Genomic DNA, 24032 nt, shown 5'->3' on the forward strand with positions numbered 1-24032 from the left:
TACCTCCTATTTTAATGCTTTAATGTCTTTAATAATGTCGTCAACCGGCGGTTTTAAACCGTCGTACATTTTGACGACTTTGCCGTTGCCGTCGACTAAGTAAAACTTCGTGCCGTGAATGACTTGGTCGGAATTAGGGTCGTCTTGCACGATCGATTTAAAGCTCTCTTGGGAAAACTCAGCGATTTCTTCCTGCTTATAGCCTGTTAATAAGTGCCAACTAGCTAAATCCATCTCGTTTTCCTTCGCGTACTTTTGCAGCGTTTCCGGAGTGTCGACGTCCGGGTCGACACTGAACGAAACGATGGGGATATTAGCGTCGTTATCTTTTAACGCTTTTTGGATTTTAACCATGTTTGCCGTCATCGGTGGACAAACAGTGACGCAGTTCGTAAAAATAAAATCTGCCAGCCAGACGTCGCCTTTTAAATCCGCGAGACCAAATTTTTTCCCGTCTTGATCTGTGTACGTAAAGTCAGCAACTTGCCAATTAGCTTCTTGCTCTTCTTGCGACTGTGTGCCGTTACTTTGCGCATTGTCGAGCGGGGAGCCACCCCCACAGCCGGCGACGACAAAAACGAATAACGCGACGATTACAGCTACGGGCCATTTTTTAACCAACGGTATCACCTATCCCTAATCGTTTAGTTTAGATTTCCCCAAACCGTAGCAACGAAAAAAAACAACATGCCTTGAGCAATTGCGCGGTCGAACGCGTGTGTTAATGTTTATGGCAACAGCTAGAGGTCGTCAAAAACTGTGTGGCGTCCGTAAATGTCAGTACTTTTCCGCCAAATCCTTTGACGAACATTTCCGCGTGTTGCTTGTTCTCGAAGGTGAGTACTTGCGGTTGACAACATTGAATGTGCAAAGCGCTATCAATGACGTACCATGCAATTTCAGCGCCAATCGTCGTATGCATGAGGAAATCGCGGCAAATCGCTTGGATGACAGTGTCGCCGAGTTGACGGTGCCGGATGAGGCCGCAATGTGCGCAACAGGCTGATTCGATCGCGTTGTCCTCTAAAATAAGCCGATAAGACAGCCGATCGTTTACCGGGCGGCTGCAAAGGACACACGCACTTTGCGGCACATTTTTTTTCATCGGTTGCTGGCTTAAAGTGATGCCGCCAAACGTTTTTATAATGATGCCTTCTTCGAGTAGCGGCTTTAAGTCACGGTGCACGGTCATTTCCGACACGCCGAGCTCTCTACTTAGCGCAGAAATCTTCAAGTGTTTTTTTTCCTGGATCAGTTGTTTAATGCGGCTTTGCCGTTCGATCGGTAACATGGAGCAACCAACCTTTATAGCTTGATGGGTTATCACATAATATAACAACTTAAAAGTATCATATCCATCATAGATTATGTAGAAATGCGATTTCAAGCGACAGAGATGGCAATTGTGTGAAGGATACATCGGAAGGATGAAGTGTCGATAATTTTTCACATAAAAAGTTAAAAAGGTATTGTAACCGTTCACCGACTTCATTACAATTTCGGTTAAGGCTACGTTGTCGTGCATGTTACGGGTACGTACGCAATGAGAAGCCTTTAGGTAGGGAGTGCAGAGCAGTTTTCGTTTTTCGGTGTACAACGGGCAACAGTTAAATCAAGGAGGAGAACGGAGTGCGGAAAAAATTATTGACATGGGTGTTCGTCGGCCTATTAGTCCTCGCTTTGGCGGCATGCGGGGGTAAAAAAGACGATGCGGCAGACGGCGGGGCGAAAGACGATAGCAATGCGACCGCCGCTTCTGGCGAAGAGCTTTTTAAAAGTAGCAACTGCATAGCCTGCCACGGGGATCAGTTAAACAACGGCTCGGCGCCAGCCCTCGATAAAATCGGTGCCACGCTGTCTAAAGACGAGATCGTCGACGTGATTAAAAACGGTAAAGGCGGCATGCAAGCCCAAACGCAAGTGTCTGATGACGACGCAGAAGAACTGGCCGCTTGGTTAGCGGACAAAAAATAACAGCTTTACATAAACGGTCAGTATCATAAAAAAGCGGTGCCCACGATAAACTGTGGGCGCCGCTTTTGTTTTTAGCAATACCTTATGAAAACAGGTGCGCACACACGATGCCGGCAGCGAGTAACAGTCCGAAAAACGTGTGCGTTTGCGACGTCGCTTTCATCGCGGGCATCATTTCGGCCGGCGTCGTTTTTCCGACGAACGCGAGCGTGGCTAGCCACGCTTTCGGGAGGCTGAGGAGGACGAGGAGTAGCCACGGGGACGCGTAGCCTACGGTGACGAGGGCGATCATCCATAAGTAGGAGAGGGCAAACATCCCGCCTAAAAAAGAGACCGCGCCTGAATGTCCGAGTAAGATGGCGAGTGTCTTCCGACCGTGTGCTTTGTCCCCGCGCAAATCGCGAATGTTGTTGGCCATTAAAATGCTGCCAACTAATATGGACATCGGGATGGAAACGAGGACACTGACGGTAGTAATCGTACCTGTTTGGATAAAGAACGAAAGGAGGATGAGGATTAGTCCCATGAAAATACCCGCTGTCAACTCGCCGAAGGGCGTGTAGGCGACGGGATAAGGGCCACCCGTGTAAAAATAGCCAGCTGCCATACAGGCTACCCCGATCACGGCGATCCACCAACTACTATTCATACATATATATACGCCGAGTGGGACGGTCGCGGCAAACAACGTCACCGCTAAGATAAGTATGACGCGCGGCTCGATTCCGTAGTGGACAGTGGCGCCACCGATGCCGACGGAGTCGGCTGTGTCTAGCCCGCGCTTATAGTCGAAATATTCGTTAAACAAGTTGGTCGCTGCTTGAATCATCATGGAAGCGAGTAACATGCATAAAAAAACTGGGACATGGATCGATCCGTGCGGTAGGGCCAGTACGGTGCCGATAATGACCGGCGTAAAGGAAGCGGTCAACGTGTGTGGCCGCATCTGTTTCCACCATACGCGCCAATTCACCTTTTGGTACGGTATTTTTTGCAGTTTCTGGTTGCTTTCTAAACGTTGTTGCATTTTCCTCTCCCTCGTCTGTCCCACGTTTGTCGTAGTGCGACTTATCATTTCTAACATTCCTTTTATTTAATGGCTGTTCTGTAAGAAAACGCTCTACAGATTAACAGTCAGTTTAAGTTTATGAAATCCAACCCACAGTGTCAATATGGCCCGTATCGCGATACAGAAAGCAATCCGCTAGCAATCCGCTAGCAATCCGCGGGTATGCGCGTGCAATTGAACAGACGAGCGGGTCTTTTTTTTGTTATAATAAATGCGTGTTGTCCATGTTTACTATTGAACGTACGCTAGAAGTTGGCTCACTCGAGCACGAGGAAAGTTTGTGTTCGGAGAGTGGGCCAGGAGGGGATATATCGTGGCTATCGTCAAACAGCTGGATCTTTGTGAGCTACTCGTGGAAGGTGCACGTCGTGCACAGCAACTTGGACGCGAGGTGCTCGTCAGCCGCACGGTAAACGTTGCAACCGTCGATCCGCTGTCTTTTTTTGTCGCTGCAAGCAGTGATCGCGGCAGCCGAGTATACTTTACTGACCCGGCGCAAGAGGTTGTTCTCGTAGGGATCGGTAAAGCTTATGAAATAGAAGCGAACGGTGAGGAACGCTTTAGCGATGTCGAACGCGAGTGGGGGCGCTTAGTAGCGGAGGCCGTGGTCGAACTGCCGGAAGATACAGTAACAGCGATTGGCCCACTGTTGTTAGGTGGGTTTTCGTTTGATCCAGAAAGGCACAAAACGGCACTGTGGCACGGGTTTCCCGATGCTGCTTTTCATTTGCCCACTTTTTTACTAACGCGAACGGCGGGGCAGTGTTGGCTGACTGTGAACGAAGTCGTCCATGCGGCAACGGACGCGAACGCGCGCGCCGACGCCTTGCGAGCGCAGCAAGCAGAACTGTTAGATGCTGTGGGAAAAGGCACTTACTTGCCGCTGTACGAGGCGGACGGCGATCCGACGTACGCGTCTAAGGAAATTGAGCCCGAGAAATGGAAGGACGCCGTGGCGGAGGCGGCGCGGGATATTCGCGCCGGTCGGATGGATAAAGTTGTGTTGGCGCGCGAATTGCGCTTGACTGCGGACCGCGAGATTGCCGTCGAACGCGTGCTGGAGCGGTTGTCGCAGCAGCAACCGAACAGTTTTGTATTTGCCGTCGAGCGCGGGGAGCAATGCTTCGTCGGAGCGACGCCGGAGAGGCTCGTGAAGCGCGAGGGGGATACGTTTTTTACGATGTCGATGGCTGGTTCGATTGCGCGGGGGGAGACGGCAGCGGAAGACACCCGTCTCGGCAATCAGCTATTGCAAGATGAGAAAAATCGGATTGAACACGGCCTCGTCGTCGACATGATCCGCCGAGCAATGGCAACAGCGTGCGACGGTGTCGATGTGCCAGCGGTGCCAGAACTACTTAAAGTAAAATACATTCAGCACTTATACACACCTATTTTTGGTCGCGCGCGTGCAGGTGCAACACTCTTGTCCTTGGTGGAAAAACTGCACCCGACTCCAGCGGTCGGCGGGTATCCGCACGAGTCATTCGCGAATATTCGCGAGTTGGAATGTTTAGACCGCGGATGGTATGCGGCGCCGCTCGGTTGGCTCGACTGGCGGGGGAACGGCGATTTTGCCGTTGCACTGCGCTCGGGCCTCATTCGTGGCAACGAAGCGTCACTGTTTGCGGGATGCGGCATCGTCGGCGCTTCGGACCCGCAAAGCGAGTACGAGGAGACGCGTTTGAAATTTCGTCCGATGCTGCAGGCGCTAGGGCTAGGAGGGACGGACGAGTGACTGCTTATGAAGAGGTCGTCACCGCGTACAGCGGGGCGTTTGTCGACGAGCTGGCCCGTTCCGGGATCCGCGATGTCGTGGTCAGTCCCGGCTCGCGTTCCACGCCGCTTGCCATGCTCGTAGCCGAACATCCAGAGCTTGACGCATGGGTACACGCGGACGAACGGTCGGCCGCTTTTTTTGCGCTCGGGATGGCGAAAGCAGCGCGTGCGCCGGTCGCTTTGTTGTGCACGTCGGGCACGGCGGCAGCCAATTATTTTCCTGCGGTCGTGGAGGCGTCGCTCGCACGGGTGCCGCTCGTCGTGCTGACGACGGATCGCCCACACGAGCTGCGCGACGTCGGAGCGCCGCAGGCGATCGACCAGACCGGCTTATTCGGTTCACATGTGAAGTGGTTTCAAGAGATGGCGTTGCCGGAGATGTCGCCGGCGATGCTCGCGTACGTCCGCGCGACGGCATCGCGCGCGATTGCGACGGCAGGAGAAGCGCCAGCCGGTCCGGTACACCTGAACTTTCCGTTTCGCGAACCGTTTGTACCCCTTCTCGAAACCGACGACTTGTGGCGCGCGGGCCGGGAGGAGACAAAGAGCTACGTGCGGGTGACGGGCGGCCGCCGCCAACTTGACCCGCTGCAAGTGGACGAGCTCGCCGCAGTGCTCAGCGGGGCGCGACGTGGGTTAATCGTCTGCGGGCCTCACGACGATCCCGCCTTTGCGCCCGCAGTCGTTCAGTTAGCGGAACGCCTCTCCTTCCCACTTCTCGCTGATCCGTTGTCACAAGTGCGCTACGGTACGCACGACAAGGCGCTCGTCATTGACGGTTACGACGCCTTTCTGCGCGAACAGGCAGTTGTGCGCCGCTTAGCGCCGGACGTCGTGCTCCGCTTCGGCGCAATGCCCGTCTCTAAGGCGTTGCTGCGCTACTTAGAGGCTCACCCGTCTTGCCGCCAAATCGTCGTCGACGGCGGCGCGGGCTGGCGCGAGCCGACATTGCTCGCTGCCGATATCGTCTATGCAGACGAAACGCGCTTTTGCGAGGCGATAGCGACGAAAATTGGTGCAGCTGCCGACGGTCCGCGGAGGGCGCTAGGGGAGGTTCCTTCTTGCGGTAAGCAGGTTAAGGAAGATGGGGGTACGCGTCTTGCGGACGGAAGGGACTGTACGATGTGGGCAAATTGGTGGGCTGACTGCTGGATCCGTTTGAATGCGATCGCGCAGGCGGAAGTACAGCGACAGGTCGCTCACTTTGCTAACGATCACTTGTTTGAAGGGCGCGTGTTTTCCGAATTAGCGGCGCTGCTGCCGGACGAGGCTGTCCTTTACGTCGGCAACAGTATGCCTGTGCGCGACCTAGACACGTTCTTTGCGAATAGTGCGCAGCGGGTGCGCACGCTGGCCAACCGCGGGGCGAACGGGATCGACGGAGTCGTCTCTAGTGCGCTCGGGGCGAGTACAGCTGGCGGGCCACTCGTGCTCGTCATCGGCGACGTGTCCTTTTACCACGACTTGAACGGGTTGCTTATGGCCAAGCTTTACGGGCTTAAGGCGACGATTATTTTACTGAACAACGACGGCGGCGGCATTTTTTCTTTCTTACCGCAGGCCGCAAATCCGAAGCATTTCGAGACGCTGTTCGGGACGCCGCTCGGTCTCGATTACGCACACGCCGCCGCGCTGTACGGTGCCTCTTACTGCCGGGTAACCGATTGGGAGGCATTTCGTCGCGCGGTCGATGCGGGCGTCGCAGCTGACGGTCTTACGATAATTGAAGTACCGACGGCGCGTACGGCGAATGCGGAGGAACACCGGGCGATTTGGCACGAGGTGTCAGATGCGATTAAGGGAGAACTGACAGGAGATGGCACCGCTGCGGTGTACCCCCAAGGAGTATCAAATGATTGTGCCACTGCTGACCGCGCCGCTGCCGGGCAGGAGGAGGGCGTTCGCCATGCGCCTCGCGATTAACGGTATTCAGTTGAACGTCGAAACATACGGTGTCGGATCACCGCTCTTGTTATTACATGGGTTCACTGGTTCGGCGGCGACGTGGGAGCCGTTTTTTGCGTCGTGGGGTCGCCACTTTCACCTCCTCGCAGTCGACGTCATCGGTCACGGGCGCTCCGACGCGCCGCGGGATGCAGCGAGGTATGATATGGATCTCGCGGCGGCAGACTTGGTCGCCGTCCTCGACCACTTCGGCTATTCACGCGCACACGTGCTCGGGTATTCAATGGGTGGTCGGTTGGCGTTGACGTTTGCCGTCCGCTATCCGCAGCGGGTGCAGGCACTCCTGTTGGAAGGCAGTTCGCCCGGCCTTGCAGCCGCGGCAGAGCGAGAAGCGCGCTTCCAGCGCGACGACCGTTTGGCCGCCTCGATTGAACGAGACGGGATCGAGGCGTTCGTCGACCGCTGGGAGTCGTTGCCGCTGTTTCGCTCGCAGCAGCGCCTACCGGAGGCTGTGCGTGCCCGCTTGCGCGAACAACGGCTGCAGAATGATGTCATCGGTCTCGCTGGCAGTTTGCGCGGGATGGGCACGGGGGCGCAGCGTCCGCTGTGGGAGGAGCTACCGCAGTTACAGATGCCGCTCAAGTGTGTCGTCGGCGCCTTAGACGACAAGTTCCGGCTGATCGCCGCGGAGATTGCTGCGCGCGTGCTGGGGGCAGAAGTAGAAGTCGTCGCGGAGGCCGGTCACACGGTGCACGTGGAACAACCGTCTATTTTTGATACAATAGTGTTAGATTTTTTTAGAGAGGTGGAGAAAAAGTGACAGTTGCCTGGGAAAAAGGAGCAAAAGCGTACGAAGATATTTTGTACGAAACATACGGAGGAATGGCCAAAATTACGATAAACCGCCCGGAAGTGCGCAATGCGTTCCGTCCGAAAACGGTGGTCGAATTGATCGACGCATTTGCGGAGGCGCGGGATGACGCGAGTGTCGGTGTGATCATTTTAACGGGTGCAGGGGATAAGGCGTTTTGTTCCGGTGGGGACCAAAAAGTGCGCGGTCACGGCGGTTACGTCGGGGAGGACAACATTCCGCGCTTGAATGTGCTCGACTTGCAACGGCTCATTCGCGCCATTCCGAAGCCGGTCATCGCCATGGTCGCCGGCTATGCCATCGGCGGCGGGCACGTGTTACATATCGTTTGTGACTTAACGATTGCAGCCGACAACGCCGTATTCGGACAGACGGGTCCGAAGGTAGGTAGTTTTGACGCTGGCTACGGTGCCGGTTATTTGGCGCGCATCGTCGGACACAAAAAAGCGCGGGAGATTTGGTATTTGTGCCGCCAGTATTCGGCGCAAGAAGCCCTCGACATGGGACTCGTCAACACGGTCGTACCCCTCGAGCGACTGGAAGTGGAGACGGTGCAGTGGGCACAAGAAATGTTGGAGAAATCGCCGACCGCCCTTCGCTTTTTGAAAGCGTCGTTTAACGCTGACACAGACGGTCTCGCCGGTCTACAGCAACTCGGCGGCGACGCGACGCTGTTGTATTACACGACGGAGGAAGCAAAAGAAGGACGCGATGCGTTTAAAGAGAAGCGCCAACCAAACTTCGGGCAGTTTCCGCGCTTTCCGTAAAAAAAACGGCAGCAGCTCGGTGGGGAAACTCATCGGGCTGCTTTTTAAGTGAAGGTGAAGTTAGTGACTGGACAACAAATGCCGAATTGGCTCAAAAAAAGGGCTGCACTAACACCGGAGCGGCTCGCCGTCATCGCGGGCGGGGAGCGGCGCACGTTTCGCCAGCTCGACGAAGGAGCAGAGGCGATGGCGTACCGCTTGGCGCGCTTAGGCGTACAGGAGGGCGATCGCGTCGCGTTACTACTTAAAAATAGTGTGGCAGCGGTAGAAATAATCCACGGATTGCACGACCTCGGCGCCGTACTGTTGCCCCTTAACACCCGCTTATCGGTGCGGGAGTGGCAGTGGCAGCTGCATGACGCGGCGGCTCGCCTGCTTATTTACGACGACACGTTACCGAGCGAGACGGTTGCGCAGATTAAACAGCTGCGCGAAGAGCTTGAACAACCGATTGTGCAAACGCCTGAACAATCGCTCGTACAATTGCAAGAACTGCCGCTTGAACAGCTCTATGAGGGACACCCGCAAGAACAGCCATGCGAAGGACAGCAGCAAGAACAGCCATGCGAAGGACAGCAGCAAGAACAGCCATGTGAAGGACAGCAGCCTGAGCAAGGCCTGGCAGAACAGCGAGCGACAGACGGTCACCGTAACGATCGGTGTGACAGTCGCGATACCGTAACGCTCCTTTCGTTGCGACAATTTCTCTCCGTGAGTCCCTCCCCAGTCGTCGGGTTAACACTTAAACAGACCGTACAGTTAGAGGCGCTGCAAGCGATTATGTACACGTCGGGCACGACAGGACACCCGAAAGGGGTCAGGCTCACGTATGGCAACCACTGGTGGAGCGCCGTCGGTTCGGCACTCAACCTCGGCCTTTGTGCTGGGGACCGCTGGCTCATTAGTGTGCCGCTGTTTCACATGAGCGGGCTCTCTATCGTCATGCGTAGTGTCATCTACGGGATTACGGCTGTCGTGCACGAATCGTTCCAACCGGAAGCCGTCCATCGCGCCATCGTTGCCGACGGGATCACACACCTTTCCGTCGTCAGTGCGATGCTGGCGCAACTCGTCGATCGACTTGGCACGGAGGAGCGCTATCCGGCGTCGTTCCGCTGCATGTTAGTCGGAGGGGGACCCGTGCCGCTGCCGCTGTTACAGCGCTGCCAGCAGCTCTGCATCCCGGTGTACCAAACGTACGGATTGACAGAAACCGCCTCACAAATCGCGACGCTTGCCCCGGAGTATATGGTGAGCAAAAGCGGTTCCGCTGGCAAGCCCCTCTTTCCCGCCGAGCTGCGCATCGAGGTAGACGGTGTCCCTGCCGCGGCAGGTGAAGCAGGGGAAATCGTCGTGAAGGGGCCATCGGTCACAAGTGGCTACTGGCAGCGGGACGAGGCGACGACACAGGCGATTAAAGACGGTTGGCTGTATACGGGCGACATGGGCTATGTGGACGAAGAGGGGTTTTTATACGTCCTCGACCGGCGTAGTGACTTGATCATTTCCGGCGGGGAGAATGTGTACCCGGCAGAAATAGAAGCGGTTTTGACGGCGCACCCTGCTGTGGTGGAAGCAGGCGTCACCGGTTTGCCGCACGACAAGTGGGGACAAGTTCCCGTCGCCTTTGTCGTCGTACGCGCCGGCAGCCGTACAGGTGGTGCCGTCGACGTCGACGAAGAGACGCTGCGCGACTTTTGCCGCGAGCGACTAGCGAAATACAAAGTGCCCGTCGCCGTTCATTTCGTCCCATCTTTACCGCGCAATGCGGCGAACAAACTCGTGCGGCGAAAACTTTTTGAACTCGCGACAGGTTCGCCGAGTCGGGTATGAAAACGTGATATAATGAACGGTATGGAATGGTAGGAACGATTTTCCGGGAGGTTTCAATGGGACACATAGCGCAAATTAAAGCCGCGAGAGAGGCGATCGCCAAGATCGCCCATGAAACGCCACTCGATTATTCGCAAACGTTTAGCGACTTAGCTGCCAACGATATGTATCTTAAATTGGAAAACTTGCAAAAGACAGGGTCGTTTAAAGTGCGCGGCGCCTATAACAAAATTCATTCGCTACAGCCGAAAGACAAACAAAAGGGCGTCATTGCCGCTTCAGCCGGCAACCACGCGCAAGGCGTTGCCTTCGCCGCCACACAGGAAAACATTGCGAGTACGATTGTCATGCCGGAAGGCGCCCCGCTCGCCAAGCTACAAGCGACGGAAGCGTACGGTGCAGAAATCGTACAGCACGGGTCGACCTTTGACGAGGCGCTCGAGCGGGCGATTGAACTACATCGCGAGACAGGAGCGACCTTCATACACGCCTTCGACGACGAAAAAATTATTGCCGGCCAAGGGACGATCGGATTGGAAATCGTAGAGCAACTGCCGGAAGTAGACGCGATCGTCTGTCCGATCGGCGGTGGCGGCCTCATTTCCGGAATCGCGAAAGCGGTAAAAGAACTAAAGCCGTCGGTAAAAGTGTACGGAGTTGAAGCGGCGGCTTGCGTCAGCATGGGGGCGTCGCTTAAGGAAGGGAAACCGCTGAAAGTACGGGCGACGAGCACGATCGCTGACGGCATTGCCGTGAAACAGCCGGGACGACGGACGTTAGATTTGGTGCAAAAATACGTGGACGACGTCTTCGTCGTCGACGATTTGGAAATCTCGCGCACCATGCTGTATTTGCTCGAACGCAATAAATTACTCGTCGAAGGTTCGGGCGCAGCTGCACTCGCCGCGATGCTGTATCATAAAATACCGGAGACGGGTAAAAAAGTCGTCTCGATCGTTAGTGGGGGCAACGTCGACATTTTATTTATTTCGCGCATTATTCAGCACGGCCTCGTCGAAGCGGGACGTTTCGTCACGTTTACGACACTCGTCAACGATAAGCCCGGCAATTTGAACCGCCTGCTGACGATTGTGGCCAAACATCACGCAAACGTCATCTCGATTCAACACCACCGGATCACGCCGAGAATTATTCCGGGGCAAACGGAGATTGAGCTCGCGCTAGAGACGAAAAACGACGCACACATCGCTGAAGTCAAGCATGCCCTCAAAGAAGCTGGTTATACGATTACGAAAAAAATTTAACTATGCCACCGATTCGGCGGCGCTTAAAGGAAGTGTCGTCTAAAATGCTATTGCGACGTTTGCTCTGCACAGTTTCTTTCACCTGTGCAGAGTTTTTTTGTGGCATTTGTGGCATTATCGTTGCTGGTAATCGCGATTGCTGTATAAACGGAAGGGAAAAGCGAAAACTACTATATTAAAGGGTAAGGAATGAAGGCGCGTTAAACGAGCGAATATACGGCTCGTCAAATCTTTTTGGAGGGGGTGTTAACGTGAAAAATGAAGAGCAGCAACGAAAGCAAATAAGTCTACAGCGAAAGGAGCCGACGATTGCTCCGGGGTTAAATGACCGTGAACTATTGGAGCACAAGGCGACGGAGGCAGAAATTCGCGCCGGCAACAGCACAGAAGTGACGACTCTCACATATGACGAAACCGAACCGAGCGATTGAGACGACACGTGACGGTGTAATTAAACCAAATATTACATAAATCGTTCGATTGCGACAACTATTGACACGTTTTAACATGTGTATGACAATAGCTGTAACGCTATAACTGATGCAGTCGTTTTAAAGGGGATTCATACATATGTGGGCTAATAACTGGTTTTCTAGCTTCCTTCTCGCCTTAAGTGTAATTTTTTTTACAGCTGGTTGTATGACCCTATTGACGCAATCATCACAAGAATCAGGAGGAGGGTATACACCGAGTAAAAACGATACGGGTGCAGAGGGGCCAGTAACAGACAGAGAGAAAGGGTCCCGCTCCGAAGTAGGGGCTATTTCTACTGGGGCTCGCGGTGCAAAAGCCAAAACGGAAGCGCCCTCCGTCCCGACCTTTACGGAACCGGAAGTGGTGCGCGGTATTTACGTCACAGCCCCGTCTGCGGGCGGTCGTAAATTTCCGGAGCTCGTTGAGCTCGTCGCGAAGAGTAAGCTCAATGCAATGGTCATCGACATAAAAGACGACGACGGCCACATTACATACCCGCTTGCAGACAATGAACTAACGCCTTTTGTCAAGCCGTACATTAAAAATCCAGAGCAGTTGATGCAGACCTTGTCGGAAAACGACATTTATCCGATTGCGCGCATCGTCGTATTTAAAGATACAGTTTTAGCGAAAAAAAAGCCGGAGTGGTCGTTTTCGCAAGGTGAAAACGTGTGGCGCAGCGCCAACGGCGAGGCGTTTGTCAACCCTTATTTACGGGAAGTGTGGGAGCACAACGTCGCAGTGGCCAAACAGGCGGCAGCACTCGGTTTTAAAGAAATCCAATTCGATTATGTCCGTTTTCCGGAAGGCTTTGAAACGTTCGGCGACAGTCTCACTTTTGAGCGAGGCACGTATGCGTCGGTGCAAGATCCGCTTAAGGCGCGGGTAAAGGCTGTCACTGATTTTGTCGCTTACGCCAAGAAAGAATTGGCGCCTTACGCTATCGACGTGTCGGTTGACATTTTTGGATATGCGGCGACTGTTCCCGCGGCGTCGGGCATTGGACAAGACTTTTCCGCGATTAGCGCGCACGTCGACGTCATTTCGTCGATGATTTACCCTTCCCATTGGGGATTCGGCAATTTTGGTCTCGCTAAACCAGATTTAGAACCGTATGCGTTAGTGATGCAATACGTCGTGCGGGAAAAAGAAAAACTGTTACTGGTAAAAAACCCGCCGCGCTCCCGCCCGTGGCTGCAAGATTTTACCGCTACTTATTTAGGTGCGGGCAATTATATACCTTATGGCAAAACAGAAGTCGAAGCGCAGATTCGCGCGTTGAACGAAGCGGGCATAAAGGAGTTTCTCCTTTGGAACGCGGCGAACGACTATACGCCGGACGTCAATTATACGCCGGCGCTCGACGAGGCGCGGCAACAGGCGATTCGACGGGAAGATCGCGAGCGGTTGGACGAAAACAAAGGAAAACGTAAAGCCGACTGAGGATGGCGAATAGGCTAGTCGATTAAACCCGTAGAATGTGACGGGGCTTCAGTTTGGGAAAGAGAAGTCGAAGTAAGATGATGTATCATGGGAAGGAGATTTTATTAAAAATGGCCGGACATCGTTTTAATCCAGAGCGCGCACACAAATTGCATTCCCCGGAACGGTTGAAGTTGCTTCCACCGGAGACGGTCGTACAGAAACTAGGCGTTACGCGAGGAGAGACCGTCGCCGATTTAGGGGCGGGTAGCGGCTATTTTACGCTCCCACTGGCGCAAGCGACCGAACAGACAGTGTATGCCGTCGATATCGAACCGAAAATGTTAGTGCATTTGCAAGAAAGGGCGACTGCCGCACGCGCCGACAACATCGCCTACGTCGAGAGCGATTTGGAACACATACAACTCGCCACACATGCAGTCGATAAGGTGATCGCGGCGTTCGTCCTACATGAGGTGGCCGACTTAGCGCAGGCTTTCGCGGAAATAAAGCGCATCATGAAGCCAGACGGGCGCGCACTCGTTTTGGAATGGATGAAAAAAGAAACAGAGTCAGGTCCACCGCTCGGCGAACGCATTCCGGTAGAAACGTTCGCCGAACGCGCCCAATCTGCCGGTTTTCGTACGGACGTCTTTTATCCGAATGAGCAACATTACGGTCTCGTACTTTCATTGTAGTTCGTCTTCATTTTTTCGTATGGCGGTTTACTAGCTTTTTCATTGCTTGTACGGGGAGTTGAAGCACGAGGACCCAGAAGATCACTTGCAAGTAGTCCATCCGTCACACCCCACTAGATTTAACGTAAGGAAAAACTTTTCCGATCGTACAAATAGTGTATGAGCCGTGTTTGGTTGCGGTGACGACCTGCGTCTTTTTTTTCGTGTTGTTAGCGTTCCTTGATCCGTTTATGTCATATCTTTCGCGTTCCGCTATTACACATGGTAACAGAGGATGCTCTTAAAGGAGAAGGCGAACGAATGAAAAGTGGTAACAGCGAACAGCTGTACGAAGTTGCGGCGCGCGTATACGAAGAAGAAAGTTTGCGCGAGGCCGCGCGTTTGGATGAACGGGAGCGCAGGGAAGACATCGAGGAGGAGAAGGACGAGCGCAAGCAGTTTTGGACCGGGGTGCGCGCGGCAATTTTTATCGGGTGTGCTGGGGTGATTGCTTATTATATTTTTTTTACAGGTTAAATCGTGTTAAAATGCTAGCAAAAGAAGGAGCCGAGGAGAGGACAACTGCATGGATGTACGCGTAAAACGTATGGAACAGTTAAAAGGGACACTTAATCCGTTATCGTCAAAAAATTATACGTCACGATATTTGCTCGCTGCGGCGCACGCGGAAGGGACGAGTACGATTCGCCATCCGGCACATAGTGAAGACGGCGAGGCGATGCGCCGCTGTTTACGCGACCTCGGCGCCCATCTCGTCGAAGACGAAGAAAAAATCGTCCTGACCGGTTTCGGCAAAGAGCCACAGCCGGTTAAGCACCTCGATCCGGGCAACGCCGGGGCAGTGGCCCGCTTTTTACTGGCGCCGTGCGCGTTTTTACCCGAGGTGACGCTCGTCAACTCTTATCCGGAGTCACTCGGCAAGCGTCCCCACGGCGATTTGTTGCGGGCCCTCGCAGAGATCAACGTGCGTACCGAATCGCGGGACGGAAAACTGCCGATAACAGTGCATGGCGGGGCGCCGCGCGGCGGAAAGGTACACGTGTCGGGGGCGGTCAGTTCCCAATATTTAAGTACGCTGTTGTTTTTGACGCCTCTACTCGCTGCGGATTCTCACATCGAAGTGACGGGCGGCCTCAAGTCCAAGGCGGCGGTGCGGCAGACGTTAGACGTGCTGCAGCAAGCGGGGATCGAGATGGAAGCGTCGCGCGACTTGTTATCGTTCCACGTGCCGGGCGGGCAGCGTTACAAGGCGCGCGAGTATGTCGTTCCCGGCGATTACCCGGGCACGGCAGCGGTAATGGCAGCGGCAGCAGTCCTTCAATCCGACGTACGCATTGGGCGCATGGACGAGCAGTCGTTGCAAGGGGAGCGCGCCATCGTCGACGTGTTGCGACAGATGGGCGTTCCGCTCACCCACGCGAACAACGAGGTACACATTCGCGGCAACAGCAGGCTGCGCGCCGTTGAATTTGACGGGGACCGGGCAACAGACGCCGTGTTAGCGATGGTTGCCGCTGCGGTATTCGCCGAGGGCACGTCGCGGTTTTACAACGTGGAAAACTTGCGTTACAAAGAGTGTGACCGCATCACCGACTTTTGCACGGAATTGCGCAAAGCGGGGGCGCGCGTCGAAGAGACGCGTGATGAAATCATCGTGCACGGTTCCCCCGAGGGCGTGCCGGGTGGAGTGGCGATCGACGCTCACTATGACCACCGCGTCATTATGGCGTTGACGGTAGTCGGTCTGCGTGCCGATCAAGGCCTCACGATTCGCGACGCCCACCACGTGGCGAAGTCGTACCCGCAGTTTTTTGCCCATTTACGTTCGCTCGGGGCCGTTATCGAAAAGGAGTAAACGGGAAAAGAAGCCGCATTCACCCGAGGTGAGTGCGGCTGTGTTGCTTCGCGTAGCGGGCGACGAACCGTTCCATGCGCGCCATTGCTTCGCGCAGTTTTTCGATTGACGTCGCATATGAACAGCGGACGTGGCCTTCGCCGGAGGAGCCAAAGACGTGGCCGGGAACGACAGCGACTTTTTCTTCTAGAATTAGCCTTTCTGCAAATTGGTCCGACGAGAGGCCAGTGGCACTAATATCGGGAAAGGCGTAAAACGCGCCTTCTGGTTCAAAACTGTCTAAACCGATCTCGCGCAAAGCGTGTGTGACGTAGTTGCGGCGCTGTGCGTAGCTGTCGACCATGCGCCGCATATCGGAAAAACCGTGTTGCAGCGCTTCGAGCGCCGCCATTTGCGCGTTGATCGGCGCACAGAGCATCGTGTATTGGTGAATTTTCGTCATCGCCTGCACGATGTCGCGCGGACCGGCAGCATAGCCGATGCGCCAGCCCGTCATGGCGAATGCTTTGGAAAAACCGGAGAGGAGCACTGTACGATCTTTCATCCCCGGCAGCGAGGCGAAGCTTACCGGATGTCCGGTATACGTCAGTTCAGCGTAAATTTCATCCGATATGACGAGTAAGTCGAGTTGCTGCACGACCTTGGCGATTTCCAGCAGTTCTTTACGCGTCATGATCGCCCCGGTCGGGTTGTTTGGATAAGAAAAAATGATTGCTTTCGTTTTTGCCGTCACCTTCTCGCGAATGTGCTGCGGAGTCAGTTTAAAGTTTGTCGCTTGCGTCGTCGCGATTTTGACCGGTACGCCGCCCGCGAGGCGGATAATCGGCTCGTACGACACGTAGCACGGCTCAACGAGTAAAATTTCGTCGCCCGGGTCTGTGATGGCGCGGATGGCGAGGTCGATCCCTTCACTCGCCCCGACGGTGACGAGAATTTCCTCTTCCGGATCGGTTACGACGGCGAACCGCTTAGACAAATAGCGAGAAATCTCGCGGCATAGCGCGGGTAACCCACTGTTCGGCGTATAACTCGTATAGCCGTCTTCGAGGGCCGAGATCGCTGCCTCGCGGACGTGCCACGGGGTGATGAAGTCTGGTTCACCGACGCCGAGCGAAATAACCCCTTCCATTTGCGCAGCCAAATCGAAGTACTTGCGAATACCAGACGGGGGAATAGCCTGTACGGCCTGCGCTAAACGGGTCACGGCGCCATCACCATCCGCTGGTCGTCGTCCGCTTCATCGAGGACGATGCCGTCGTGTTTGTATTTTTTCAATAAAAAGTGAGTGGCGGTTGCGTTCACCGAATCGATCGTCGCTAGTTTTTGCGAGACGAAGGAGGCGACTTCTTTTACCGTTTTTCCTTCGACGATGACACACAAATCGAATGCGCCGGACACGAGGTACACCGAGGTGACTTCCGGAAAGCGGTAAATGCGCTTGGCGACGTGGTCGAAACCGACGTCGCGCTTCGGTGTCACTTTCACTTCGATAAGCGCAGTGACGCGATCGTTCTCGGAGAATTTTTCCCAATTGACGAGAGTGGGATATTTGACGATGATCCGTTCTTGTTCTAACGTGGTGATACTCTCTTTTATTTCGTTAATAGATACGTTTAACATGGCGGCAAGTGTTTCATAGTCGTAACGGCTGTTCTCTTCCAGTAGCTTTAATAGCTCTCTCTGTTTTGATGCGTTCAACACATACCATCTCCAAAGCAAATTTTAAGCAGCTAATCATAACTATTGTATAATCTTACCTTAAACGTTTCCGTTGCACAAGTTACAATTGCCGTAGCATTTGCTGTTCATAGTAAAGATCGTCGAACGCTTAGAAGGTGTTTTTCGGCTGTCGGCGCTAAAACAGCGCATATATACTATAATATAGTAGTGTCGCCTACGTAGCTGTTTCGCGTCTTTCGTATGCCGTATGTAAATACAATTCGCTCAAGCCGATCGCGACAGCGGCGAGTACCGGGGTGAGTGCGCTGATGTTTTTAAAAAGGATGGCGACGAGTATCCACACGAACAGCGCGTCAATGACGGCCGAGGCGACTTTTCCGGTTCGGGGAAAGACCATTAAGTCGCCGACAAAATAACCGATGACCGTAAAAATGACCGCAGCGAGCAAAATGTTCGGGAATGTGGCGGCGTGTTTTACAAAAATGACGAGAGCGGCTGTCGAGACGGCGAGTTTAATGCCGAGTGCACGGAGATGTCGTTGCAAGCAGGCTCATTCCTTTCATGTCGTTCATCGTTTTGCTATTATAGTGGCACAATGTTGTCGTTTTTATGTGATATTATGGATGGGCATCTTTATAAATTCTTAACAATCACCGGATATACTCACTACTAACTACCGGTGGTAGGGCATGCGCTGCTGCGTCAGGTAGGGCATGCGTTGCATTAGGTAAGGTATGCGCTTTGAGTGGTGGGGCAGCGATGGAGGCTAAGAGGCTGACATGAATACGACGGGCAAATCGATTTTAGTCGTAGAGGACGATGCAAAAATACGCGAGCTCATTAAAGTTTATTTAGAACAGGCCGGGTTCGAAGTCATCGAAGCGGGCGACGGGCGCGAGGCGAAGCAACTGTTCCAGCGGGAAGACCCGTGCTTCGTCATTATCGACCTCATGCTGCCCGAAACGAGTGGGGAGTCGGTTTGTGAGTGGATTCGCACGGAATTGAAAAGCGACGTGCCACTCATGATGGTGACGGCGAAAGTGGCGGAACAAGACCGGGTGCGCGGCTTGCAAATGGGGGCCGACGACTACATGACAAAACCGTTCAGCCCGCGAGAACTCGTCGCGCGCGTGGAAACCGTGTTGCGTCGCACGGCCCACCGCTGCAATAAGCTCACGTACCGCGGAATCGTCCTCAAACCGCAGAAGCGCGAGGTGAAGTTTCACGGCCACCCTGTCGCGCTCACGCCGCACGAGTTTCAGTTGTTGCACTTTTTCATGCGCCACCCGAACCAAATTTTAACGCGTAGTCAATTGTTGGACGAACTTTATCCGCACGACGACAAAGTGGTGAGCGAGCGAACGATTGACGTGCACATCGGCAAAGTACGGGAAAAACTCGGGCGTATCGAGGCAGAGGTGGAATTGATTGAAACGGTTCGAGGGATGGGGTACCGTTTTGTCGCTTATTAAGGGAAAATTAGGTGCTCTACTAGCGTCGCGAAGGGACAAGGTTCAGGCCGTGGAACAAAACGGCAGTGGCCAAGGGCGTCATAGGGCCAGTTGCAGTAGCGAACAGCAAGCGGAACAGAGTAACAGCGCGTCGCAAGTTCAGCGGGTAGGTGACGCTCGTTCCATAAAGGGCGATCCCCCCGCCAAGCGAAACGGCAAGGTTTTGTGGAAGCTTATCGCACTGAACAGTGTCGTCATCGGCATCGTCGTTTGGCTCGCTGCCTTCTCCGTGAAAGAATTTGCCTGTTACCTCGTCGCACAGTACCCACTACTCGATACGGAAAAAAGTGCCGCGTTCAGTCGTACGATGCAGTCGTATTTAGTCGACGTCAGTCTGTTCGCGATTAGCATTGCTGCCGTCTTTCACTACTTATTCGTACGCAAACTATTAAAACCGCTGCAGCAATTAACGGCGGCAGCCCAGCAAATGACTACGGGAGCTTATCCCGCGCCGCTGCCGCGCGTCTCCCGTGACGAAATTGGGCAATTGACCGATACGTTTAACCGTATGATTGCGCAGTTAAAGCGAGTCGACAGGGAGCGGAGCGAGTTATTGCAAAACGTCGCGCACGAGCTGCGCACGCCGCTAACGAACGTAAGTGGCTACTTAGAGGCGTTAAGTAGCGGCGTACTCGAGGGTAACCGCCAGTTGTACGAGTCGCTTTACGACGAAGCGACTCGACTGACGCAGTTGGTCGATCAATTGCAGCAGTTAAACGTTTGGGAAGGCCAAGCTGCGGTCCGCACGTTTGGCGAGGTGTCTATTGAGGACGTCGTGACGCAAAGCGAGCAGTCGTTTGCGCTCGAGTTTGCCGCTAACGAGATCGCGTGCGACATACGCGTGGAGGAGGCGCAAGTTTGGGGCGATGCGGCTGGACTAAAGCAAGTGGTCGACAATTTACTGCGGAACGCGCTCACGTTTGACGAAGGCGGTTGGCTGCGCGTAACGGGAGAGCAGCGGGGCAGCGAATATTGCGTCACGGTGACGAACCGCGGACAGGCGATTCCACCGGAGCAGGCCGAAACAATTTTTACTCGCTTCAGTCGCGTAGAGGAATCGCGCAGCCGCGATACAGGTGGCGCGGGTCTCGGGTTAGCCATCGTCAAGGAGATTGTGACTCAGCACGGCGGACGCGTCGGCCTGCGCACAGGCGCTGGGCAGCGGCACGCGTTTTGGTTTACGGTTCCGCTCGCCGAACAGGTGAAATAAACGGCCGAGCGCTTAAGTAAGTGGCTACCTAAGTTAGCGGTAGGACACGTACCATAGTTAGCGGTAGGACACGTACCATTGACAACAAACTGAACGTTGAATAGGGGTGATCGTATGCGTTGGGGAAATATTTTGATCGGATTGGCGCTCGCCGCGTTGGCGATCGGGGCGATCGTGATGAACTTGCCGAGCGACGACAACAAAAAAAAGACAGCCGAGGAGAACAAACAAGAAGCGACGGCGACGAACGGCGGTGCGCAAGAGGACAAGAACGCACCGCAGGCGCAAACGCCAGAGGAAAAAGGCGACGGCAAAGAAGATAAGAGCGAGAAAGGTGCCGATAAACAAGGAAAACCGAAGCGGGACGTTAAGCCGCAAAAAGGCTTCGTCGCACCTGAGTTCGCCTTAGCCAAAATGGGGGGCGGCGAAACAGTTTCCTTATCGGCTAACAACGGCAAGCCGACGCTCGTCAATTTTTGGGCTTCGTGGTGTGGGCCGTGTCGCATCGAAATGCCCGACATGCAGGAAGCGTACGAAAAGTACGGCGACAAGTTGAATTTTCTAATGGTCAACATGACTTTTACGGAAAAGTCTGATAGCGATGCGCCGAATTACATTAAAGAAGAAGGCTACACGTTTCCGGTTTTAATGGACGAAAACGGCGATGTGGCGGAGCAGTACGCCGTGTTGGCTGTCCCGTCGACGTTTATGATCGATGAAAACGGAGTCGTCGTGGAAAGAGTCCAAGGCTTAGTGCCAGCGGAGACGTTGCAAGCGTTAATTGAACAATTGGTCGACTAACAAACACGATCAACTAACATGGTTAACCAACACGATCAATTAACACGATCAATGACTAACTTGAGGTGATAACATGCAAGCCGATGTGTCCATCTGGTTGGCGTTCGGCGCTGGATTCCTCTCCTTTATTTCGCCGTGTTGCTTGCCGCTGTACCCGTCGTACATTTCCTATATAACTGGTGTGTCGGTCACGCAATTGCAAGAGAAGGGGCAGTCGTTTACGATGCGTAAACTGACCATGCTACACACGCTCTTTTTCATCATCGGATTTTCGATCATATTTTTCGCCATGGGCTATACCGCTTCTTGGATCGGCGACTTTTTCGTCGCCAATCAAAGAATGATTCGCATGTTGGGCGGGGTTTTGATCATCTTAATGGGGATTTTCTTGATGGGCATCTTTACGCCAAAATTTTTAATGCGCGAGAAACGGCTCACGATCAAGAATAAACCAGCGGGCTTTTTAGGTTCGATTTTAGTAGGGATCGTCTTTGCCGCGGGGTGGACGCCGTGTAACGGACCGATTTTGGCGATGGTGCTTTCGCTCGCAGCGAGCTATCCGACGCAAGGGTTCGTCTTTATTTTCGCTTACATCCTCGGGTTTGCGATTCCTTTCTTTGTCATGGCCTTTTTCATCGGAGAGACGAAGTGGATTTTGCGTCACTCTAGTAAAATAATGAAGGTTGGCGGTGGCATCATGGTGCTCGTCGGGATCTTGCTATATACCGATAAAATGACGCTCATTACGACGTCGTTAGTCGACCTATTCGGGGGTTTCCAAGGGTTTTAGGAGGTTGACACGATGTTTGAACCACAAGCGATTAGCATCGGCGGCTTTTTCTTTGTTCCCGCGACGTGGCTGGCGCTGGCGATTCTCGTCTATGTAGGAGTACGAATGAGTGAAAGGCTGTCTCCAGTGCGAGGGGAAGTTGCGCGCACGGTGAGCGATTGGCTGCCGACGGCGCTGCTCATTTACTTACTCGTCTACAAGTTTGGTTCAGCGCTGCTCAACCCGTTGGCGGCAGTGAAAAATCCCACGACGCTGTTGTTTACGACTGGTAGTCCCGCGTCGGCAGTGGCGGCGCTCGTCGTTGTGTGCGTTTGGCTCGGGTGGAAACTGTGGCGTTCACCGCATCCGTGGGCGCTCCTCGACGTCATTGCCGTTGCCGGCTTAGGAGTGGCGACGGGTTACAATATATTGTTCATCGATCTGGGAGAGACGACGGCGGTGTGGTGGGGCTGGCGCGGCGAACTGTACCGCTACCACCCGTTACACCTTTACCGCGTCGCCTTACTCTTGCCACTACTCGTATGGATCGTCCGTCAGTGGCGGCGGTTTGACCGTGGCACGGCCTTTTACTGGGCAGCACTCGGCGGTGGAATTGCGACAGTGCTCGTCTCGTTTGCCGCTTTTTCTGTCGCGCCTCCGACACTCGGTTTAACGAATACGCAATGGCTCGGGATTGCGCTGGCGGTGCTCGGATGGGGTGTGAAGGTAGTTAGAGAAAAAACGGCCACATAGAGGCGTTTGTTCGCTACGAACAGCTTTGCAGACATTATTCCTTAAAAAAGATGCAAAGGGGGTTGCGTCTCTTTTTTTTATCTGTTAATATACCCCTAGGGGTACGGGTATGAAATAATTTCATCATACGTTATTCCGATGATTCTATCGCTAATAGGAGGAAAGACAACAATGCAACTTACAGTTGATAAAGTGCTCGACGCAACGGGATTGTCTTGCCCGATGCCGATCGTGAAGACGAAACGAGCGATTGACGGTATGGCGGCGGGCGAAGTGTTAGAAGTTCACGCCACAGATCAAGGTTCCACTGCTGACATTAAGGCGTGGGCAAAAAGCACCGGGGTGCAATATTTAGGGACGATCACCGCCGGTGACGTACTCAAACATTACGTGCGCAAGCCGAGTGTCAGTGAGGTGGAAGACCGTAGAGAAAGTGACGCGGTCGTCGCGCTAGACCAGTTGCAGGAAAAAGTCGCAGCTGGTGAAAAATTGACGATTATCGATGTGCGCGAACAGGCGGAATACGCCTTCGGGCACATTCCAGGAGCGAAAAATATTCCGCTCGGGGAACTGGAAGAGCGGTTAAGTGAAATAGATCGTAATGACGACATTTACGTCATTTGTCGTAGCGGTAACCGCAGTGATTTGGCCGTACACACAATGAAGCAAGCAGGATTGACAAAAGTAAAAAACGTCGTTCCTGGGATGAACACGTGGACTGGTCCTACGGAGACATCCCACGCGTAAGTGCGTAAGGCATCGCATGCGAAGGGATCGTATGTGATACAGCATCATTGTCGCGCATCGTCGTCGACACAACGCATTTCTAGCGTCGTGACGCACTTCACGCACGGTGACGCACTTCACGGATAGTGATGTAACGAAGTAGCAGGAACGAGAATCGATGGACCACATGTTGCTTTACGACAAGCTTTTAGACTATATGTGCCAATTTGAGGAGGATGTTTAAAGATGGGTAAAAAAGTTGCGATTATCGCTGCGAACGGCAGCTTGTTCGATGCGTACAAAGTGTTTAACATTGCGACGGCTGCCGCAGCGTCGGACGCTGAGGTAAAAATATTTTTTACGTTCGAAGGACTGAACCTCATTCATAAAGAGGGTTATAAACAGTTGCCGATTCCGGAAGGCCGCGAACAGATCGCCGCTGGATTCAAGAAGGCGAACGTGCCGTCAATGGAAGAAATGATTCCGCTGGCGCAAGAGATGGGCGTGACGTTTATCGCCTGTCAAATGACGATGGACGTGATGGACTTGCAAAAAGACGCCTTTATCGACGGAGTAGAAGTTGGCGGAGCAGCGACGTTTTTACAGTTTGCGCAAGACGCCGACGTCAGTCTGACGTTTTAACGAAAATGCTTTAACGAGGATATCGAAA

At 53.8% G+C, this 24032-nt stretch carries 25 protein-coding genes; 19 read left to right on the forward strand and 6 right to left on the reverse strand.

Annotated features, from left to right (window positions below):
* Positions 1-6: 6 nt before the first annotated feature.
* Entirely contained in the window at positions 7-621 is a 615-nt protein-coding gene (locus BN1247_RS04070; RefSeq protein ID WP_054949252.1) for an SCO family protein, read from the reverse strand.
* Between the two features lie 100 nt (positions 622-721).
* Positions 722-1291, reverse strand: coding sequence for a DeoR family transcriptional regulator (locus BN1247_RS04075; RefSeq protein WP_054949253.1), 570 nt, complete (start codon positions 1289-1291; stop codon positions 722-724).
* 338 nt (positions 1292-1629) lie between these two features.
* Between BN1247_RS04075 and BN1247_RS04080 the strand changes: the two genes are divergently transcribed.
* Entirely contained in the window at positions 1630-1974 is a 345-nt protein-coding gene (locus tag BN1247_RS04080; RefSeq protein ID WP_054949254.1) for a c-type cytochrome, read from the forward strand.
* 82 nt (positions 1975-2056) lie between these two features.
* Here the strand turns inward: BN1247_RS04080 and BN1247_RS04085 are convergent, their stop codons facing one another.
* Positions 2057-3001: a 1,4-dihydroxy-2-naphthoate polyprenyltransferase gene (locus BN1247_RS04085; protein ID WP_054949255.1), complete on the reverse strand. Its 945-nt coding sequence runs from the start codon at positions 2999-3001 to the stop codon at positions 2057-2059.
* A gap of 355 nt (positions 3002-3356) precedes the next feature.
* Between BN1247_RS04085 and BN1247_RS04090 the strand changes: the two genes are divergently transcribed.
* From BN1247_RS04090 to aroA, 11 genes are all read left to right on the forward strand, one after another.
* The gene (locus BN1247_RS04090) at positions 3357-4781 is read left to right on the forward strand and encodes an isochorismate synthase (protein WP_054949256.1); all 1425 of its coding nucleotides are present in this window, start codon (positions 3357-3359) and stop codon (positions 4779-4781) included.
* Positions 4778-6745 carry a 2-succinyl-5-enolpyruvyl-6-hydroxy-3-cyclohexene-1-carboxylic-acid synthase gene (gene menD / locus BN1247_RS04095; protein WP_074011043.1) on the forward strand — a complete coding sequence of 656 codons (1968 nt, stop codon included), beginning with the start codon at positions 4778-4780 and terminating at the stop codon, positions 6743-6745. The genes BN1247_RS04090 and menD overlap by 4 nt, the downstream gene beginning before the upstream one ends.
* Entirely contained in the window at positions 6729-7547 is an 819-nt protein-coding gene (gene menH, locus BN1247_RS04100; RefSeq protein WP_054949257.1) for a 2-succinyl-6-hydroxy-2,4-cyclohexadiene-1-carboxylate synthase, read from the forward strand. Before menD ends, menH begins: the two co-directional genes overlap by 17 nt.
* Positions 7544-8365, forward strand: coding sequence for a 1,4-dihydroxy-2-naphthoyl-CoA synthase (gene menB, locus BN1247_RS04105; RefSeq protein ID WP_054949258.1), 822 nt, complete (start codon positions 7544-7546; stop codon positions 8363-8365). The genes menH and menB overlap by 4 nt, the downstream gene beginning before the upstream one ends.
* Before the next feature lie 48 nt (positions 8366-8413).
* Positions 8414-10198 (forward strand): o-succinylbenzoate--CoA ligase, encoded by a 1785-nt coding sequence (gene menE / locus BN1247_RS04110; RefSeq protein WP_187119718.1) that lies wholly within the window; start codon positions 8414-8416, stop codon positions 10196-10198.
* 56 nt (positions 10199-10254) lie between these two features.
* Positions 10255-11463, forward strand: coding sequence for a threonine ammonia-lyase (ilvA, locus tag BN1247_RS04115; protein WP_054949260.1), 1209 nt, complete (start codon positions 10255-10257; stop codon positions 11461-11463).
* Positions 11464-11714: 251 nt separating this feature from the next.
* Positions 11715-11894 (forward strand): hypothetical protein, encoded by a 180-nt coding sequence (locus BN1247_RS04120; RefSeq protein ID WP_054949261.1) that lies wholly within the window; start codon positions 11715-11717, stop codon positions 11892-11894.
* Between the two features lie 208 nt (positions 11895-12102).
* The gene (locus BN1247_RS04125; protein WP_082416016.1) at positions 12103-13380 is read left to right on the forward strand and encodes a putative glycoside hydrolase; all 1278 of its coding nucleotides are present in this window, start codon (positions 12103-12105) and stop codon (positions 13378-13380) included.
* Positions 13381-13490: 110 nt separating this feature from the next.
* Complete coding sequence (locus tag BN1247_RS04130) at positions 13491-14057, forward strand: class I SAM-dependent methyltransferase (RefSeq protein WP_074011044.1); 567 nt, start codon at positions 13491-13493, stop codon at positions 14055-14057.
* 300 nt (positions 14058-14357) lie between these two features.
* Entirely contained in the window at positions 14358-14573 is a 216-nt protein-coding gene (locus tag BN1247_RS04135) for a hypothetical protein (protein WP_054949263.1), read from the forward strand.
* A gap of 49 nt (positions 14574-14622) precedes the next feature.
* Complete coding sequence (gene aroA, locus BN1247_RS04140) at positions 14623-15912, forward strand: 3-phosphoshikimate 1-carboxyvinyltransferase (RefSeq protein WP_054949264.1); 1290 nt, start codon at positions 14623-14625, stop codon at positions 15910-15912.
* A 19-nt stretch (positions 15913-15931) separates the two neighbouring features.
* Here aroA and BN1247_RS04145 read toward each other — a convergent pair whose 3' ends face one another.
* The 3 genes from BN1247_RS04145 to BN1247_RS04155 form a co-directional block, all read right to left on the reverse strand.
* Positions 15932-17116 (reverse strand): aminotransferase class I/II-fold pyridoxal phosphate-dependent enzyme, encoded by a 1185-nt coding sequence (locus tag BN1247_RS04145; protein WP_054949265.1) that lies wholly within the window; start codon positions 17114-17116, stop codon positions 15932-15934.
* The gene (locus BN1247_RS04150) at positions 17113-17610 is read right to left on the reverse strand and encodes an Lrp/AsnC family transcriptional regulator (protein WP_054951481.1); all 498 of its coding nucleotides are present in this window, start codon (positions 17608-17610) and stop codon (positions 17113-17115) included. The genes BN1247_RS04145 and BN1247_RS04150 overlap by 4 nt, the downstream gene beginning before the upstream one ends.
* A 196-nt stretch (positions 17611-17806) precedes the next feature.
* Positions 17807-18136, reverse strand: a complete 330-nt coding sequence (locus BN1247_RS04155; RefSeq protein ID WP_054949266.1) for a DUF2512 family protein — start codon at positions 18134-18136, stop codon at positions 17807-17809.
* Between the two features lie 235 nt (positions 18137-18371).
* Between BN1247_RS04155 and BN1247_RS04160 the strand changes: the two genes are divergently transcribed.
* The 7 genes from BN1247_RS04160 to BN1247_RS04190 all read left to right on the forward strand — a co-directional run bounded on the left by BN1247_RS04160 (position 18372) and on the right by BN1247_RS04190 (position 24004).
* Positions 18372-19064: a response regulator gene (locus tag BN1247_RS04160; protein ID WP_054949267.1), complete on the forward strand. Its 693-nt coding sequence runs from the start codon at positions 18372-18374 to the stop codon at positions 19062-19064.
* Complete coding sequence (locus BN1247_RS04165) at positions 19021-20313, forward strand: sensor histidine kinase (protein WP_147675176.1); 1293 nt, start codon at positions 19021-19023, stop codon at positions 20311-20313. The genes BN1247_RS04160 and BN1247_RS04165 overlap by 44 nt, the downstream gene beginning before the upstream one ends.
* A gap of 114 nt (positions 20314-20427) precedes the next feature.
* On the forward strand, positions 20428-21114 hold the full coding sequence (locus BN1247_RS04170) for a TlpA family protein disulfide reductase (protein WP_054949268.1): 687 nt from the start codon (positions 20428-20430) through the stop codon (positions 21112-21114).
* Positions 21115-21187: 73 nt separating this feature from the next.
* Positions 21188-21904 carry a cytochrome c biogenesis CcdA family protein gene (locus BN1247_RS04175; RefSeq protein WP_054949269.1) on the forward strand — a complete coding sequence of 239 codons (717 nt, stop codon included), beginning with the start codon at positions 21188-21190 and terminating at the stop codon, positions 21902-21904.
* Positions 21905-21916: 12 nt separating this feature from the next.
* On the forward strand, positions 21917-22636 hold the full coding sequence (locus BN1247_RS04180) for a hypothetical protein (RefSeq protein ID WP_054949270.1): 720 nt from the start codon (positions 21917-21919) through the stop codon (positions 22634-22636).
* A 171-nt stretch (positions 22637-22807) separates the two neighbouring features.
* Complete coding sequence (locus BN1247_RS04185) at positions 22808-23383, forward strand: sulfurtransferase TusA family protein (protein ID WP_054949271.1); 576 nt, start codon at positions 22808-22810, stop codon at positions 23381-23383.
* Positions 23384-23608: 225 nt separating this feature from the next.
* Positions 23609-24004, forward strand: a complete 396-nt coding sequence (locus BN1247_RS04190) for a DsrE/DsrF/DrsH-like family protein (RefSeq protein ID WP_054949272.1) — start codon at positions 23609-23611, stop codon at positions 24002-24004.
* Positions 24005-24032 lie beyond the last annotated feature (28 nt).

Source organism: Numidum massiliense, from assembly GCF_001375555.1.
Lineage (GTDB): Bacteria > Bacillota > Bacilli > Thermoactinomycetales > Novibacillaceae > Numidum > Numidum massiliense.